Source organism: Sporosarcina sp. ZBG7A, from assembly GCF_000813425.1.
Classification (GTDB): domain Bacteria; phylum Bacillota; class Bacilli; order Bacillales_A; family Planococcaceae; genus Sporosarcina.
The window spans coordinates 1-16,980 of record NZ_JWIB01000015.1 but is presented as its reverse complement, the minus strand read 5'-3'; the positions used below and the strand labels follow the sequence as shown (position 1 = coordinate 16,980).

Here is a 16,980-nt window from a genome sequence, read left to right as displayed (position 1 = left end):
TCTCTACTCCCCCTCATAGCAACCCCTTTCGATATGTGAGATAATCAATCTAACAGAACCAACGTACTAAACATGAAAAATCGAGGTGCCATCATGAAACCGGTCATACTAGCTGAAAAACCATCCCAAGCAAAAGCCTACGCAGACGCCTTCACTGCCCGTAAACACGAAGGCTATATGGAAATCCATCCGTGTCCAACGTTTCCGGAGGGGGCTTTTTTGACGTGGGGTGTTGGCCATCTCGTGGAATTGAAAGAACCGCATACATACAATCCTTCATGGAAACGCTGGTCACTTGGCAGCTTGCCAATTTTACCTGAGCGCTATGAGTTTCAAGTGTCGAAGGGTAAGTTCAAGCAGTTCCAAGTCGTGAAGAAGCTTATTAAGGGCACGGATACTGTCATCAACGCATGTGATGTGGATCGCGAAGGATCGAATATCTTCTATAGCATTTATGATCAGACGGGTGCTCGCGGACAAACGATAAAACGCTTGTGGATCAACTCTCTTGAATCCGATGAAGTGATCAAAGGGTTTGAAAACTTACGAGATAATAAGAAGGATTTGCAGATGTACGAAGAGGCGAAGTCCCGCCAGATCAGTGACTGGCTCGTTGGGATGAATGGCTCTCGGCTGTATACGCTGTTATTGAAAGCGAAAGGTATCGAGGAAGTCTTCCCTATTGGGCGGGTTCAATCACCGACCGTGTATTTGATTTATCAGCGGCAGCGTGAAATAGAGACGTTTGTTTCGGAACCGTTTTTTGAAGCAGAGGCTTTATTTAAGGCGGCGAATGGTACGTATAAAGGGAAAGCCAAGTTAAAAGAGCCGAAACGGGAACTGATCGCTGATGCATTGAATAGTCGCGGTATCACGAAGCGAACGCCGGGGACTATCTCGGAATTGAAGACGACAGATAAACGCATGCCACCGCCACAGTTACACTCTCTTTCAACGCTCCAGGCAACTGCAAACCGTCGCTGGAAGGCAAGTCCTGCGACAGTCCTTAAAACAATGCAGACGCTGTATGAGAAGAAACTCGTGTCATATCCTCGTACGGACACGCGTCATATTACGCCGAGTGAATTTAATTACTTAGCGGCATCCGTTGAAAAATACCAAGAGCTCATTGGACAGCCATTCGAAATCGCTTCGAAGACGCCTAAAAAACGTTTCGTCGACAGTTCAAAAGTACAAGAACACTATGCTATTATCCCGACGAAAAAAGTTCCAACAGCCGCTGCGATAGCAAGGTTAGCACCGTTGGAACGTAATTTATATGAAGAAGTCGTACGGACTGCACTCGCGATGTTCCACCGCGATTATTTATATACAGAAACGAAAGTGACGACAGACGTCAACGGACTTCCCTTCTTTACGACTGGGAAAACGGAGCTGGACAAAGGTTGGAAAGAGCTGTTTTCCGCGCCTCCTAAAAAAGGAAAGGAAGCGGAAGAACCTGCCCTTCCACCTCTTGAGCAGAACGAAACGGTTCAAAGCGAAATCGGGATTAAAGAGGGGGCTACCCAGCCACCCAAACCGTATACAGAAGGTCAATTGATCGCGATGATGAAAACGTGCGGGAAGCTCGTTGAAGATCAGACCGAGACTGATATTCTAAAAGAAATTGAAGGACTTGGGACAGAAGCGACGCGAAGTAATATTATCGAGACGATTAAAAAACATGGCTATATTTCTGTCACGAAAAACATTGTGTCGATTACGGATAAAGGTCGCGTCCTCTGCCAAGCGATTGAGGGCAGTTTGCTCGCTAGCCCCTCAATGACTGCGAAATGGGAAACGTATTTGAAGAAAATCGGGAATGGCGAAGGCACGGGTCGGCATTTTTTAGGAAGCGTGTCGAAGTTCATCTATAAACTGCTTGAAGACGTTCCCGTACAGCTAGAACAACAAAAAATCGATATTGTGTTGCCACCATCCAAATCTTCTAGCCGAAAATCCTATACAGCAACTGAAGTCGCTCCCTGTCCGAAATGTGGGAATGGTATGATCGTCGCAAGAAAAGAGTTTTACGGCTGCAGCAACTATAAAAACGGCTGTAAGCAGACGTTCCCAGGGAAGTTCCTGAAAAAGAACCTCACCCAAGCTCAAGTAAAACTGCTGTGTACGAAAGGAAAAACGAACATCATTAAAGGATTTACTCATGCAAACGGCCAGAAGTTCGATGCCATGCTTGAATTGAAAGAAGGCAAGTTGAACTTAGTATTTGTATAACCAATAAAAACGGAAAGCCCTCTCACAAAGAAAGAGGCTTTCCGTTTTTCGTTCCACTCTTACAATACAGGTGATAGAAGACGCGAAATGCCTTCTTTGAATTTGATAAAAAGTGATCGCTCTGCATATCTTTCAGGTGTCAGTTCTGAACTGACCTCAATGTCTTTTAAGAATAGCCCATGCAGTTGTTTCGCCACTTTTTCATCGTAGACAATTGCACTCACTTCAAAGTTTAAGTGGAAACTACGGGAGTCGATGTTCATCGTCCCCACTGCCGCCACTTCCTCGTCAACGACGATAGTTTTCGCATGCAAAAAGCCATTTTCATAAAGTAAAATCTTCGCTCCGTAATCCAGCAAATCTCCTACATATGCCCAAGTTGCCCAATAGACAAATGGATGATCCGGTTTGCACGGAATCATGATCCTTACATCGACTCCAGACAACAGCGCAATTTTACACGCATCCATAAAACTCGTATCGGGAATGAAATATGGAGTTTGGATGAACACACTCTTTTTCGCTGACAGAATGAGTTTAATGTACATATTCTTCAAGTGCTCAGTCACGGAATCCGGCCCACTCGAAACGATTTGGATGGGGATTGTTCCCCCCTGCTTCTCTAGATGAAATGCATACTCATCCCATTCACCGGGTTTATTATCCCCAGCCCGATGCCAGTCTAGTATGAACTTCCCTTGAATGTGATGGACCGCCTTTCCTTGGATTCTGAGATGTGTATCCCGCCAGTATCCGAATTTTTTGTCCAGGCCGAGGTACTCATCTCCTACATTGAAGCCGCCAATATACGCAATGCGACCGTCGATAATGACTAGTTTCCGGTGATTCCTGTTGTTGACTCTGAAGTTTATTAATCTGAAAAATGATGGGAAGAACACTTCGACTTCGCCACCTGCTGCACGCAGTTCATCAAAAAATTTAGGTGCGGTTTTTTTAGATCCGACTTCATCGTAAAGTAGGCGAACCTTCACCCCTGCATTAGCTCGTTTCGTCAAGGCATCACGGAGTCTAGTGCCCAATGCGTCCGATTGGATGATGTAGTATTGAATATTAACTTCCTTCTCAGCTGCTTGGATATCCGCAATGAGGGAATCGAATTTCCGATGTCCATCGTCAAAGATCTGAATGTCATTATCCGAGGATAATAGCGCATCTGATGATATCAAGTTCATGTGGATTAGTTCCCCGTGTTTCTTGAGTAACGGAGACTGTTGAACGTTCTCTCTATAGACTGTCGATAGTTGATGATCCACTTCATTATCAATTTCTTTTCTCTCTTCATCCGTCAGCTTATAGAAGTTCTTTTGCTTCAAATTCCGTCCAAGGAATAGATAGATGAAAAATCCCGCTATAGGAATAAACACCATAACCAATATCCACGCCCACGTATTCCCAATATCGCGCCTTTCGAAAAACAATACTCCCACCAACAATAAAAGATTAATCACTATCGTAATGGATAAAATCAACGTAATTATATATCCTATCCCCATAATTACACCATCCTTCTCGCTTCAGTTTCAATTAAAACCACCCATTAATGTTCTTGAAAATCATCTTAACGTATAGGTTATTTATAGAAAGTAGTATTCACTATAACATGTACCCTTTAAAAAGGAATATGATCCAAATAATTAGTTTATCCTACGGGAAAATAAGATGGATTTTTGACTAGCAATCCCCAAACTTGCATTACTTAGTTAAACAATTATAATTAGTTTTACTTAACAACTAGGATGTGTACACATGAAACTTATACATGCGTTGGATGAATTCTATTATGAACAGATTCTGAAAAACCTTAGAGAAATGAACCATAATAAGGTGTATGGAAATTTGTCCTATAATAGTCTGCTGTATATGGAAGTGATCTTGTATAACGAAAACTGTACGGCTAGTTTTCTCGCAGACACACTTCACGTGGCCCGCTCCGCGGTGACGGTGAAAGTAAATGAACTGGTGGCAAAAGGGATTGTCACAAAGACACCAAGTGTTACCGATAAACGCGTCAATTACTTAAACGTCACCCCTAAAATCGTGGAGGACTACAAACGGATGGATCACTCATTTACTCAAGCGATTACTGAAATTGAAAATCGTTTTTCGTCATCAGAAATTTCCTCTTTTGTTGACATGCTAGGGATTATCCGAAAGCACCATCAATAGAAGTTAAGCTAACCACACAAAAGATGAAAGAGGTTTTTGAATGGAACAGAAACAATACGAATACTTAGCGGATAACCCGAATGTGAAAGTGCTTCCTATCATGTTAACGCTCATTATCGGGGCGTTTTTCGCTATTTTAAACGAAACACTCTTAAATATCGCCCTTGTCACCCTCATGGATGAGTTCTCGATTTCTTTATCAGCTGTTCAGTGGATGGCGACCGGATTCATGCTCGTAATGGCCATCGTCATTCCGATTTCTGCGCTACTGCTTCAATGGTTTACAACGAGGCAACTGTTTTTAGGAACGATGGCTGTATTTACACTTGGTACGATTATTTGCGCGAGTGCTCCGTCGTTCTCGATTTTACTAATGGGGCGCTTAATCCAGGCTGTTGGAACAGGCTTATTGATGCCAATTATTTTCAATGTCTTCCTACTGATTTACCCTCCTGAACGTCGCGGAAAAGTGATGGGAATGATTGGTCTCGTCATTATGTTTGCCCCCGCAATTGGTCCTACATTATCCGGGGTCATTGTGGAATATTTAGGATGGCGCTACTTGTTCATCTTGGTTATCCCGTTTGCATTGTTCTCGATCGCATTTGCGTCTAAGTATTTAGTGAATGTGTCCGAAGTGACGAAACCTAAAATCGATTTCATATCGCTATTATTCTCGACAATAGGTTTCGGATCCATTGTATATGGATTCAGTTCCGTAGGAGAGAGTAAGGATGGATTTGCTAGCCCAACTGTCTGGTTGTTCATCAGCATGGGAGTCATCGGCATTGCGCTATTTGTGTGGCGTCAGTTGAAGCTCGACGAGCCGATCATGAATATGCGCGTATTCCGCTATCCGATGTTCTCACATGCAGTCGTGATGTTTTTAATCATCATCATGGCGATGTTTGCCTCGGAGATCATTTTGCCGATCTATATGCAAGGTCCACTGGCTCTCACTGCAGCGACAGCTGGATTGGTTCTATTGCCAGGAAGTATTTTAAACGGGATCATGTCACCATTTATGGGCGCCTTATTTGATAAATTCGGACCTCGCGTGTTAATGATTCCTGCAACCCTTGTGTTAAGCGGTACGATGTTCATGATGAGTCAGTTGACCGTTGATACGCCTGTGTGGCAAGTCGTCGTCTACTATATCCTCATCATGCTATCTATCTCTGCCATCATGATGCCTGCTGAAACGAACGGACTGAACCAGTTGCCGAAACACCTCTATCCACACGGTACTGCAGTAATGTCCACGCTACAGCCAGTTGCTGGAGCAATCGGGGTATCGGTGTTCATCAGCATTATGAATGCACGACAGTTACACGTGTTACAGAAATCCTCAACGCCAACTGATCCTGCGGCGATAAATCTAGCGCTAGTATCTGGTGTAGAATTGGTATACTTCATAGCGTTTGCGATGTCGATAGTCGCGGTTGTTCTATCGTTTATTGTATATCGAGCAAAACCGAGTGAAGATGAGGAAAGTTCAATTATGTAACAAATACAAATCATGCTTAAACGAAGATTAAAGTTATCTAGCAGGTACCCAACTAGGGTGCCTGCTTTTTTGTTTGTAGCTACCACATGCATCTGGCAGCTAAGTCGACTACACTTACTTGTAGAAGGAGTGATGACTTATGAAGCAAAAACGATACCGGAACTTAGACCCAACTGCACGCCCTGCAAATTTTGGTGATTTGCTGCGGTGGCAAAAGGAACGTTTTAAGAAACAGAAGGATATGAGTTTCGTGGTTGGACAAGCTCCCCACAAGCAACAGGCATTGCTGCATGCGAATCAGGACAAGTTAACGATTACATGGATTGGACATTCGACTTTTCTCATACAGCTCGCTGGTTTGACAATTGTGACGGATCCCGTTTGGGCAAGTCGGATGGGATTCAGTAGAAGATTGGAAGAGCCAGGGCTGTCGTTGGATGAAATCCCGCCAGTCGATATTATTTTGCTCTCACATTCCCATTATGATCACATGGACGTTCCTTCATTGAAGAAACTGAAAGGAACTCCTGCCGTACTTGTTCCTGAAGGACTCGGACCTAAAGTACGCAAGCTGATGCAAGAAAATCGAGTCTATGAGCTATCTTGGTGGGGACAGGTGCGCATTGGTTCTGTCGAATTCCACTTTGTTCCGGCTCAGCATTGGACGAAACGTACGCTTACAGATACAAATACATCACATTGGGGTGGATGGATCATTCAACGGTATATGGAGCCTTCGACTGAAGCGTTGCATAAACCCGATTCGATTTACTTTGCTGGTGATAGCGGGTATTTCCAAGGATTCCGTGAGATTGGTGAGAAATTCCCCGATATTACGTATGCGCTCATGCCGATAGGTGCCTATGAGCCCGAGTGGTTTATGGGGACTCAACATATGACACCCGAAGAAGCAATCCAGGCGTTTGTGGATATCGGGGCTGAGATGTTCATTCCGATGCACTACGGAGCTTTTTATCTAGCTGATGATACGACAGAAGAAGCATTGGATCGCCTACTTATCGAATGGAGACACCGGGAACTGGAAGATTGTCATTTACAGTTATTGAAGCATGGCGAGACGCTCTCCTCTGGTTATTCAGAGAAAAATTGCAACTGATTTGGTGTTGTAATTTTTCGAATACACTGTATAGTTGATACATAGATTTCCAATATACTTACAGTGAACACAGGACGAGTCTACTAAAAAGGGGAAGCTGGGATGAATCGCACCTACTTTATACATGAATTTTTACTGACCGCTAAAAGCAAGCGGACGATTCCTTTTCTTCTGTTCATCGGGGTGTTACTTATCAGTTATTGCTTTCTCCTCGTCCCGAACCGAGAAACTAAGGAAACGTTCCACCCAGAAGAAATAAAAGAATATTTAACTGGGGTGGAAGTGGAACAAAACCAACGCATGAAGAGCGGAAATACTGGAATTATTTTAATGACGGGAGACCCGGTTTTTGCCAGAAACGATTATGACCACGGATTGTTCAGCGCACTACTCAACTCCTATGAAGACCGCAATTTTTTACGGTATCTCCACTTGCGCGCCTACTATCTTGAGTCGGATCCTTCCGTTTATCTGCAAGATGAAAATCTGTTCAAATACTCTCCTTACCCCGGCAAAGATCGGGAACACCTTTATCATCAGACGATGCTCCGCTATGAGGATTACTTGATGAATGATCGACGGATAACAGAAGCTCTGCTATTTGAAAAGACCGGTATTCAATCATTGCAAACCTTTCTACACACGTATGGATTTTATTTCTTCTTATTTTGTGCCGTTTACTTCAGCAGTGATATCTTGTCACGCGATCGAACTCATCGGACGGTGTTACAAGGTCTTCCTATGTCTTGGTATCGACAGTTAAATTTGAAAACACTAGCTGCATTTAGTTATACACTTCTCGTCTTAATCACTGTTCTTCTTACAGGCTTTTTTGTCTTATCCTCGCAATTCGGATTCGGGTATTTTAATTTGCATGTGCCCATTATGACCGCCCAAAATACATTTTCAATCGAAGAATACGGAGTAATCAGTATGGTGAAATTTATAGGCCTATCACTAGCTGCCCTCCCGCTGTTACTATTTCTTCTCATACGTATCAATGTCATTCTCAGTCTACTATTGAAGAACGAGTGGCTCGTCCTCTTGCTTGGCACATTCGTGATCTTTTCGGAACGTCTATACGATACAAGAACGACTCGCGACATCTTAGGTATCGACATCAGCTATTTTCCGCAAACCTATTTTGATTTCGGGAAAATTGTGACGGGTGAAAAAAACTTCTTATTAAACACTGAGACGATTACGTTAGCTAAAGGGATTATTGTACTACTAATTACAGCTGCAATCATCGAAGCAGTCCTATTTGTCCTCTCTCGTGTAGTCACCAAACGAAGGCTCTATCAGTCTCGATGAAATCATCTGATAAGGAATGAGCAAACTATGAGATGGAACTACCTCCTATTTGAAACAAAGATGTTGCTACACAATCGAAAGAATTGGCTACTCGGAATGGCAGTTATCCTGTTTTTCCCGATTTACTTTTTGCAGTACAGTCAAACTGATATCGAAACGCTGCAAGACCAGAAAAACGTAGAGGCAGAGCAATTCCACTCAATCTTCAAAGCCTTCCCTGAGGAGATGCGAGCGACGAAAGAGGGGCAGGAGATTTACGATAATCTTACTGAGCAAGCCTCTCTCATCAATATGCAACGATTCTACCTTTGGGATGAAGAAGAAAACGACTCATACATTGCGGATGGGCTCCGGCTTAATGAACTGCGGCTCGAATTACACGATGCTGGAAACAAAGGAATTCATCCAAACTACATTTTCTCAAAAGAAGAGATCCATAAAGAAGTGGCTTTGCTGAACTATTATAAGAAGCATAATGTCTCCATCGTTCCCAATCCGTTTGTAGCAAGCAATTACATACCTGCTGCGCTCGATACAATCAGCGGTTTACCATTCAGTCTCCTTGTCCTGCTGATCGGCAGCAGTATGCTATTGCATGATCAGCAGAATCGCTCCGTCATGAACGGACTGCCTGTTTCATTTTTGCAGAAAATTTTCAGTAAAGTGGGAATTCACCTAGGTCAAATTTTCGTTTTCCTCGCTGCAGGGATTGGAATTGGTAGTGTGTATGTAGCATTGAAAACTGGTTGGGGCAGCTTTACTTCACCAGTCCTTCTCTATTCAGGCGGTAATTTTTCTGCGGTGTCGACTGTTCACTATGTACTTTTGCAGCTTCTAGCATTTCTGCTCATCAGTTTTCTGTTATTAGTTGCTTCTATTTTAGTAAGCAGTCTAACCAAAAATATGTACGCAACGGTTTTATCCATCGTTTTCCTACTGCTGCTGCCCACCCTTCTTCTTTCAGCAGGAATCGATGCGAGCTGGCTACGTCCTCTTGCTATGATCGATATCGGTGCTGTTCTAAGCGGAGAGGCTGCGATGAGGTACGATAGCGCATCTACGGACTATCTGCGCGCACTCTCGTGGTTCGCTGGGTTATCACTCGTAATGATGGCCGTGCTATACATGAAGACAAAACTACAGTACACCCCACATCCATTAGCACCCGGTAAGCAGAACTAAAACAGGAGGGATGACCTTGCTAAAACTATCAGATCTATCAATTTCCTATCAGGATAAAATCGTACTGGATCACTTGAATTTCACCGCTGAAAAGGGAGAGATCATCGGAGTTGCAGCACCGAACGGAACAGGAAAGACGACACTATTCAATATTATCGCGAATTATACGAAACCTGATTCCGGACGGGTGCTTATTGACGGGAAATATACGTATCGGAATGAGAAGGAAGAGGTCCTGATCCATAAACTATTAACCACATTTCCTGAACAGAAGGATTTGTTTGATGAACTCTCTGGCACCGCTCACTTGAATCTGTATGCATCGATGTGGAACGGCTCGTCAAAACATGTCCCCGCCATTATCGACAAACTTCAGATGACCCATTATGTGAAGAAGAAAACAAAAACGTATTCACTCGGAATGCGTCAGCGGCTCTGCTTTGCGATGATGATGGCATCAGATACAACTGTAATGCTGATGGATGAGGTGATGAATGGGCTCGACGTTACGAACGTTGCACTGATTTCAGATTGTTTGTCGGAAATGAAAAGTAAAGGCAAACTAATTTTCGTCGCATCGCATTTATTGGAAAATCTCGACCTTTATGCAGATCGAGTTATCTTCTTAAAAGAAGGTAAAATCGTCCATGAACAGCGTTTCACAGAAGATCGCGACATCTATTTAAAGGTAGAGCTGAACCCAGTTGGTTATGATGAACTGAAGACGACGGTTGAACTTCCTGCTGCACACGTGTACATCGCAGAGCATTTACTCTGTATACCGCTGGACGGTCTAACCTTACCGGAACAAACGCGGTGGGTTGAGCAGATACTTGGTCAGTTTGGACATAATCTGACGGTAGGGCCACTCGGGACGGTGGAGTATTATGAAAAATATTATTCGTAATGGCGGCATGCTGGTATTTGTATGGCTGCTTTTGTCAGGTTGTCAGGCTAAACAAATTTCAACGTCTGAGCCAACAGTTCGATATGAGCAGAACTTCGAGCTGACAGGTGATGAAAAAGATGAATTGATCAATCCTGTGAATCCTGCAATCTTTACGACTGTGGATCGCAGCAATCCGGGAGCTGAGGCTGTATCAGTTCCAGTTGTCCCTAAGACAGGGGAAGAATTGAAACTAAAGACTGGGCGTTATATGATTACAGGCTACCCTACTGGTAATATTTCTATTTTCGATTCCAAAGGAGAGCAAATTTTGCGGGAGATTGTTGGGGATTATGCAGGTGCTACAAGCCTGACAGTGTCTGTGGAAGAATCTTATACAGTGCGAGCGGATGGAGGGTATGATTCTATCAATATTTTCACCGCGCCCACATCCCCGAATACTGACCTGACTGCTGGCGTATGGGAAGTAGGGACAGATATTAAGGCAGGAACCTATACGATTTCCTTGGACCAAGGCTACGGTTATTTACAAATTCTTGAGAAAGAAAAGGATTCCATTCTCTATGAGTTGATCGGCGGAACGATTGGTCGTACGGAAAGTACCGTGAAACTGAAAGAGGGTCAGTGGCTCCGTGTAACCGACACTTCGTTAATCACCTTCCGTCCCACAGATACTTAACAAAACAAATGGTCTGATTTGAATGAGTCATTGTATGTATAGAACCGTGGTTGCCTTTCACTTAGGCATTCACGGTTTTTGAATGTAGTTATTTAATGACGACTTATTATCTTATTTAAAAATAATATTGCTTATTTTCTGTCTATTTGATACGTTGGACAAACAGGATTATTGGAAGGTGATTCACTGTTTGGAATTCATTGGGGGATGAGTTTCAAAGAAATCCAACTAATTCGAACGAATCCGTAAAGGGGATGGGGAATTGACAATCGAGTTGAAAGAATCGGAGTTGCGCAGAGAACCTGATCTGCCACGCACGAATGATGGGAAGTTAGATTATGAACGAATTATTGAAACTCCTGAGTTTAAGCTTCTGGTCAAAAAGAAGAATCGCTTTTTGACACCCTATGTTATTGCATTTTTTGCGATTTATCTCTTGCTGCCTATTTTGACAGGATACACATCCATTTTAGAAACGCGGGCCATTGGCTGGATGACATGGACATGGGTGTATGCGTTCGGATTGTTTGTGATGGTATGGGTGTTTACTCAGATCTATGTAAAAAAAGCACGTGATTTCGATAAAGATGTTGAACAGATTATCAAAAAACACGTTAGAGACTAAGGGGGATTCCGTTTATGAGCTTCATTTCCATCGCAATCTTTTTTGCTGTAATTTTATTGACACTCTATATTACGTACTGGGCTGCGAAACAAACGCAGACTGCCAGTGATTTTTATACCGCAGGTGGTTCACTGACTGGCTGGCAAAACGGTATGGCCATTGCAGGCGACTATTTGTCTGCTGCTTCATTCCTTGGAATTGCCGGTGCGATTTCATTGAATGGATTTGATGGGTTTTACTACAGTGTCGGATTCCTCACAGCATACCTTGTTGTGTTGTTCTTAATTGCCGAGCCTCTTCGAAATCTCGGCAAATATACTATGGCCGATATGATCGGTTCACGGTTTGGCGCAAAGAAAGTACGAGGGGCTGCAGCGCTGAATACGATCACAATTGTACTCTTTTACATGCTCGCTCAACTCGTCGGTGCAGGCGCGCTGATCAAGTTATTGTTTGGAATTGACTATTGGATCTCTGTTATGATCGTAGGAATTATGATGCTCATTTACGTGCTGTTCGGCGGGATGACAGCTACTAGCTGGGTTCAGATCGTTAAAGCAATCTTACTCATGATTGGAACAATCGTGATTTCTTTCCTTGTGCTGATGAAATTCAACTTTAACTTTGTTGGTATGTTCGATGTTATGCGGACTGCGACCGACCACGGCGAGTCCTTCCTGCATTCAGGGGTTGTTTATAAAGATCCGATTGGTTTAATTTCCGTGTTGCTTGCTCTGGTGTTAGGAACTGCCGGGCTTCCTCACATTTTGATGCGCTTCTTTACGGTAAAAGATGCAAAGACTGCACGTTCGTCAGTTGTCTATGCAGTATGGATTATCGGGATTTTCTACGTATTGACGATTTTCCTCGGATTTGGTGCTGCGAAGTTCGTAGGGTCGAAGGCAATCATTGCAGAGAACGCAGCAGGTAACATGGCTGCACCGATGCTAGCAGGCGTACTAGGTGGCGATGCATTGGAGTCATTCGTCGCAGCGGTTGCGTTTGCAACGATTCTTGCTGTAGTCGCAGGGCTCGTGTTATCGGGTGCTTCTGCCATAGCCCATGACCTTTATGCTGAAATTATCATGAAAGGCAAAGTAACCGAGAAGCAGCAAGTGAAAGCGGCTCGTATCGCTGCAATCAGTGTTGGTATTGTCTCTATCTTACTGGCACTTGGTTCTGAAAAACTGAATGTAGCGTTCCTTGTGTCCCTTGCATTCTGTATTGCAGCATCCGCAAACGTACCTACGATCTTGTTAACAATCTACTGGCGCAAGTTCAATACGACAGGTGCAGTTGCATCCATGCTGACGGGGTTGATCACAGCACTCGTACTAGTTGCGGTCAGTCCTAACGTCATTAATCCAGTTCCAGGAGCTGCATTCTTCGTGGGAGATCCACTCTTCCCATTCGTGAATCCGGCAATCATCTCGATTCCAGCTGGATTCTTAGCAGCTATCATCGGGACATATGTTGGTGCAAAACGTCATGAAGAAGCTGAAGTTTCGTATGCAGAGGTCCGTTTCAAAGCGGAAACTGGTTATCGTGGGTTGTGAAGCAAGAGCGTATTTGAATTAATAGTTGAAGACCAGCGAGTTTGTCACTAACTAGTGGCAGATTCGCTGGTTTTTTAATATAAGGAATCGGGTAGCTCATGGGATGGAGCGCTTCGTCAATTTCAAGCAAGTGCTCATCTATTCGCACTGAAAAACCGCCCCTACAATTAGGAGCGGCTAGATTAAATCACTTATCGTTTCTCTGTACGTTCCACAAGAAACGTCATTAAAACGAATAGCGCAAATGCGAGCAACAGAATCGTTCCACCTACAATATAAAAGACAAGCGAAAACGTTTCATTAATATTAAAGGGTTGAATGAACTGGAGCCACATACCCGTAGTCAATCCAATTGATCCAATAATCGCTGTCCAACCGTGAACTGCCACGAGTTTTGTTGCACGGACGCGGCAAATTTTATAAAACACGCCCCATGAAAAGACGGATAACCAGCCCACGAGTAAAATGTGTGCGTGTATCGGTTTAAACGCATATGACCCTGAACCCGCCATATGTGAACCAAGCACAGTTCCGACCAAGCCAAATATCGCTGCAATTCGGATTAAACGTATACTCCATTTTTCCTGCATGTTGAATTCCTCCTGTATCGTTCTGATTATCTTAATCATACAATCTCAACATGAACGCAACATGTACAAGACATTACAATTTCGGTAAGGTCACGATGAAGACTGTCCCCTTCCCCTTTTCACTTGTTACGGTAATCGTCCCATTATGCAACTCTGTCACTTGCTGGACAATCGACAATCCCAGCCCCGTTCCTTCTGCTGCAATTGTACGCGAATCGTCTTCCCGATAAAACCGATTAAAAATGTGAGCAAGATTTTCTTCCGCTATGCCAATCCCTGAATCACCAATTTGTACAGTTATGGAGTGTTCTGTAGATACTAAAGAGACTTCGATTGTTCCATAATCCGGCGTATACTTCAGCGCATTGGACAATAAGTTCTCCCATACTTTTTCAAGGAACGCAGGATCTCCAGTTAGCTCTGAATCCTCAATCTCCATAGAAAGTGAGATTTGTTTTTCTTCAAGAAGCCAACGATATTTGCGGACTGTGTCTCTCAACTGCTCACTCACATCATACGTAACAGGCTTCAAGGGACTCATCATCTGATCGAGTGATGTTAATAATAACAATTGTTTTGTCAAAGAAGATAATCGATCCGTCTCAGCCTGAATGACCTTCGCATACCCCGCACGCTCTTCGTTAGGCAGGGTCTCATCCATCAGCAGCCCTGCATATCCTTTAATGTTTAATAGCGGTGATTGGAAGTCGTGAGATACATCACTTATGAACTTCTTGCGGATCAAGTCATTCTCTTTAAGACGCTTAGTCATTTTCTGAAAGCTTTCAGCCAACTGTCCAATTTCGTCTTGCTGATGAATTGGTAAGATGCCACTGAATTCTTCTTTCCCGACCTTTTTCGTTGCAAGCGTCAGCTGGGTGATTGGATGAATCAGCCGCTTCGCTACTATTAACATCGCAAGTAGGCTCGCTATGGCCATCACAATGACCATACCACCCAGTAAGTAATGGACTTCTGTAAAGAGCAACTTGATGTCTGGACGTAAAAACAGGGCATACTCTTTACCCCTATATGTGAATGGGACGCCGACTGTATTCGCGGTTTCATCCGAAAAGAAGCCCGTAACGAATGTTTCTGTGGGGAAGTTTTTCATGCCGTGATAGTCTCCGCCATTAAGGACGGACTTCACATCTTTTTCTTTTAAGTTATCCAGTCGGAATGATTGACCGTAACGTCGACCTTCTAAATCGTCACTTACAAGCAATAGTTTATATCCTGCTGACGCTTGCGTTTTCAAGTAAAGATCCAATTCTTCCGGCGTTGTTTCTTCAATATAGTTCGCAAGTTGACGAACGATATTCATATTTTTTTCATCATTCGAATCTTTTAAATTCCGATGATAATACGTGTTAACCGCCAGAAACGCTGTAAGTCCACTGAACACCATGATTCCTGCCGTATACAGCAGAAACTTTCCATAGAGTGATTTCATATCGCACTCGTGTCCAGCTTATAGCCGACCCCACGAACCGTCACGATACTCACTTGCTCTGGCAATCCTTCCAGCTTGTCCCTCAAACGCTTAATATGAACGTTCAGCGTCTGCTCGTCACCTTCGTAATCGAATCCCCACACCCGATCCAACAATACCTCCCGAGTAAATACCTGATTCGGGCGTGATGCAAGGACAGACAACAGCTCAAACTCCTTCAAAGGCAGGAGCAATACTTTTTTTCCAATAGACACTTCATACGTTTGACGATTAATAGACAACGGTCCGGCTTGGATAAAGACATCCACCGCTTTATCATAACGTCGTAGGATGGCACGAATTCGAAACAGCAATTCTTTCGGCTCAAATGGCTTCACAAGATAGTCATCCGATCCCGCTAGAAATCCCTTTTCCTTATCCTCTAGTTCCCCTTTTGCAGTAAGAAGGAGAACAGGAATATCCCAATCCGATCGCAGTTTCCTCGTGAGCGTATAACCGTCCATCTCCGGCATCATGACATCGACTACCGCAAGATCCGGTACCTCTTGTTCCATAAGTTCAAGTGCTTCCCTTCCGTTTTTCGCTTTCATCACTGTATAGCTGGCTGCGGATAATGTAATTCGTACCAGCTCTAAAATATTCGGGTCATCATCGACCACCAAAATCGTTAGCATCTATCCCACTTCCTTCTTTTTTGACTTACTCCATTCTGCATTCAACAGCCCAGAAATTAAGATGATGACGGCGGTCATGTAAAACCAAATCACGAGCATAATGATTCCAGCTAACTGACCATATAACCGTGTATAATCCACGGCTGTCACCCATCCACCAAACAAATAAGAAAACAGTTGCCACCCAATCGTCGAGAGTAACGCACCTGGAATGGCCTGCCGAAACAATACTTTCCCACTTGGAACAATTTTATAGAAGAGTAGGAAAAAGGCAAACAAAAACAACGTGCCTAGCCCCCATTTTATTTTTGGCCACAAAAATAGCCATCCTTGCCAATCATCGATTCGATCATAATAAGCAATTACTTGATGAAGAATATTTTCAATAAAAGGAAGTACTATCGAGAGTGGTACAACGAACATGAACAATAATGTAACGCCAAGATCACGAAATAACGATAACCAATATCCTCTTCTACGTATATACCCATTCGCTAAGTCAAGTGAACGCGCTAAAGATTGTACCGTGACAGACGATAACCAGAAAGCCCCTGCTAAACTGAAATATAGCCATTTGCCCTTACCATTTCGTAAGACTTCACGGACATTGTCTTCAATTAGTTGAAATGATTGCTCGGGAATGAACGGACGTAAAAATCGAAACAAAATTTCTTCATTAACAGGAAACAAATTCAGTAACGAGATGACGAAAATAAAAAATGGCAACATCGATAACAATAAGTAATAAGCAGTTTGAGCAGCCTGATCAAAGAATCGTTCTTTTACAAATCGTCGTAGCACACGCAATCCTGTATTCATTCACAGACTCCTTTTTCATATAGTATATGCCGGGACATTCCTTTTTCTATCATCATATACTACAAGTGGATAATAAAAAAGCGAGTCAAGGAATAAATTCCTTGACTCGCTTTCCAAATTGCCCGGCAACGTCCT

General features: G+C 43.3%; 15 protein-coding genes. 10 read left to right on the top strand and 5 right to left on the bottom strand.

All coding sequences use genetic code 11. The features are described from left to right. Nucleotides 1–93 precede the first annotated feature (93 nt). The gene (gene topB, locus RL70_RS06490; RefSeq protein ID WP_039042607.1) at nt 94–2,235 is read left to right on the top strand and encodes a type IA DNA topoisomerase; all 2,142 of its coding nucleotides are present in this window, start codon (nt 94–96) and stop codon (nt 2,233–2,235) included. Between the two features lie 59 nt (nt 2,236–2,294). Here the strand turns inward: topB and cls are convergent, their stop codons facing one another. Next, nucleotides 2,295–3,749 (bottom strand): cardiolipin synthase, encoded by a 1,455-nt coding sequence (cls, locus tag RL70_RS06485; RefSeq protein ID WP_039042606.1) that lies wholly within the window; start codon nt 3,747–3,749, stop codon nt 2,295–2,297. Nucleotides 3,750–4,002: 253 nt separating this feature from the next. On the opposite strand from cls, the gene RL70_RS06480 reads away from it, so the two are divergent. From RL70_RS06480 to RL70_RS06440, 9 genes are all read left to right on the top strand, one after another. After that, nucleotides 4,003–4,422 carry a MarR family winged helix-turn-helix transcriptional regulator gene (locus RL70_RS06480; protein ID WP_052245815.1) on the top strand — a complete coding sequence of 140 codons (420 nt, stop codon included), beginning with the start codon at nt 4,003–4,005 and terminating at the stop codon, nt 4,420–4,422. A 40-nt stretch (nt 4,423–4,462) separates the two neighbouring features. Then, complete coding sequence (locus RL70_RS06475) at nt 4,463–5,929, top strand: MDR family MFS transporter (protein WP_052245814.1); 1,467 nt, start codon at nt 4,463–4,465, stop codon at nt 5,927–5,929. Between the two features lie 139 nt (nt 5,930–6,068). After that, nucleotides 6,069–7,046: an MBL fold metallo-hydrolase gene (locus RL70_RS06470; RefSeq protein WP_039042605.1), complete on the top strand. Its 978-nt coding sequence runs from the start codon at nt 6,069–6,071 to the stop codon at nt 7,044–7,046. A gap of 102 nt (nt 7,047–7,148) precedes the next feature. Beyond that, nucleotides 7,149–8,360, top strand: a complete 1,212-nt coding sequence (locus RL70_RS06465; protein ID WP_039042604.1) for a hypothetical protein — start codon at nt 7,149–7,151, stop codon at nt 8,358–8,360. 27 nt (nt 8,361–8,387) lie between these two features. Beyond that, on the top strand, nt 8,388–9,542 hold the full coding sequence (locus RL70_RS06460; RefSeq protein WP_039042603.1) for a hypothetical protein: 1,155 nt from the start codon (nt 8,388–8,390) through the stop codon (nt 9,540–9,542). Between the two features lie 16 nt (nt 9,543–9,558). Beyond that, nucleotides 9,559–10,449: an ABC transporter ATP-binding protein gene (locus RL70_RS06455; protein WP_039042602.1), complete on the top strand. Its 891-nt coding sequence runs from the start codon at nt 9,559–9,561 to the stop codon at nt 10,447–10,449. Next, the gene (locus RL70_RS06450) at nt 10,430–11,128 is read left to right on the top strand and encodes a hypothetical protein (RefSeq protein ID WP_039042601.1); all 699 of its coding nucleotides are present in this window, start codon (nt 10,430–10,432) and stop codon (nt 11,126–11,128) included. The genes RL70_RS06455 and RL70_RS06450 overlap by 20 nt, the downstream gene beginning before the upstream one ends. Nucleotides 11,129–11,390: 262 nt before the next feature. Beyond that, nucleotides 11,391–11,753, top strand: a complete 363-nt coding sequence (locus RL70_RS06445; RefSeq protein ID WP_231567244.1) for a DUF485 domain-containing protein — start codon at nt 11,391–11,393, stop codon at nt 11,751–11,753. 14 nt (nt 11,754–11,767) lie between these two features. Further along, on the top strand, nt 11,768–13,309 hold the full coding sequence (locus tag RL70_RS06440; protein WP_039042600.1) for a cation acetate symporter: 1,542 nt from the start codon (nt 11,768–11,770) through the stop codon (nt 13,307–13,309). A 191-nt stretch (nt 13,310–13,500) separates the two neighbouring features. Here RL70_RS06440 and RL70_RS06435 read toward each other — a convergent pair whose 3' ends face one another. The 4 genes from RL70_RS06435 to RL70_RS06420 all read right to left on the bottom strand — a co-directional run bounded on the left by RL70_RS06435 (nt 13,501) and on the right by RL70_RS06420 (nt 16,845). After that, on the bottom strand, nt 13,501–13,899 hold the full coding sequence (locus RL70_RS06435; RefSeq protein WP_039042599.1) for a hypothetical protein: 399 nt from the start codon (nt 13,897–13,899) through the stop codon (nt 13,501–13,503). A gap of 73 nt (nt 13,900–13,972) precedes the next feature. After that, nucleotides 13,973–15,352: a cell wall metabolism sensor histidine kinase WalK gene (locus RL70_RS06430; protein ID WP_039042598.1), complete on the bottom strand. Its 1,380-nt coding sequence runs from the start codon at nt 15,350–15,352 to the stop codon at nt 13,973–13,975. Then, complete coding sequence (locus tag RL70_RS06425) at nt 15,349–16,026, bottom strand: response regulator transcription factor (RefSeq protein WP_039042597.1); 678 nt, start codon at nt 16,024–16,026, stop codon at nt 15,349–15,351. Before RL70_RS06425 ends, RL70_RS06430 begins: the two co-directional genes overlap by 4 nt. Next, nucleotides 16,027–16,845, bottom strand: a complete 819-nt coding sequence (locus tag RL70_RS06420) for a YihY/virulence factor BrkB family protein (protein ID WP_039042596.1) — start codon at nt 16,843–16,845, stop codon at nt 16,027–16,029. Nucleotides 16,846–16,980: the final 135 nt, after the last annotated feature.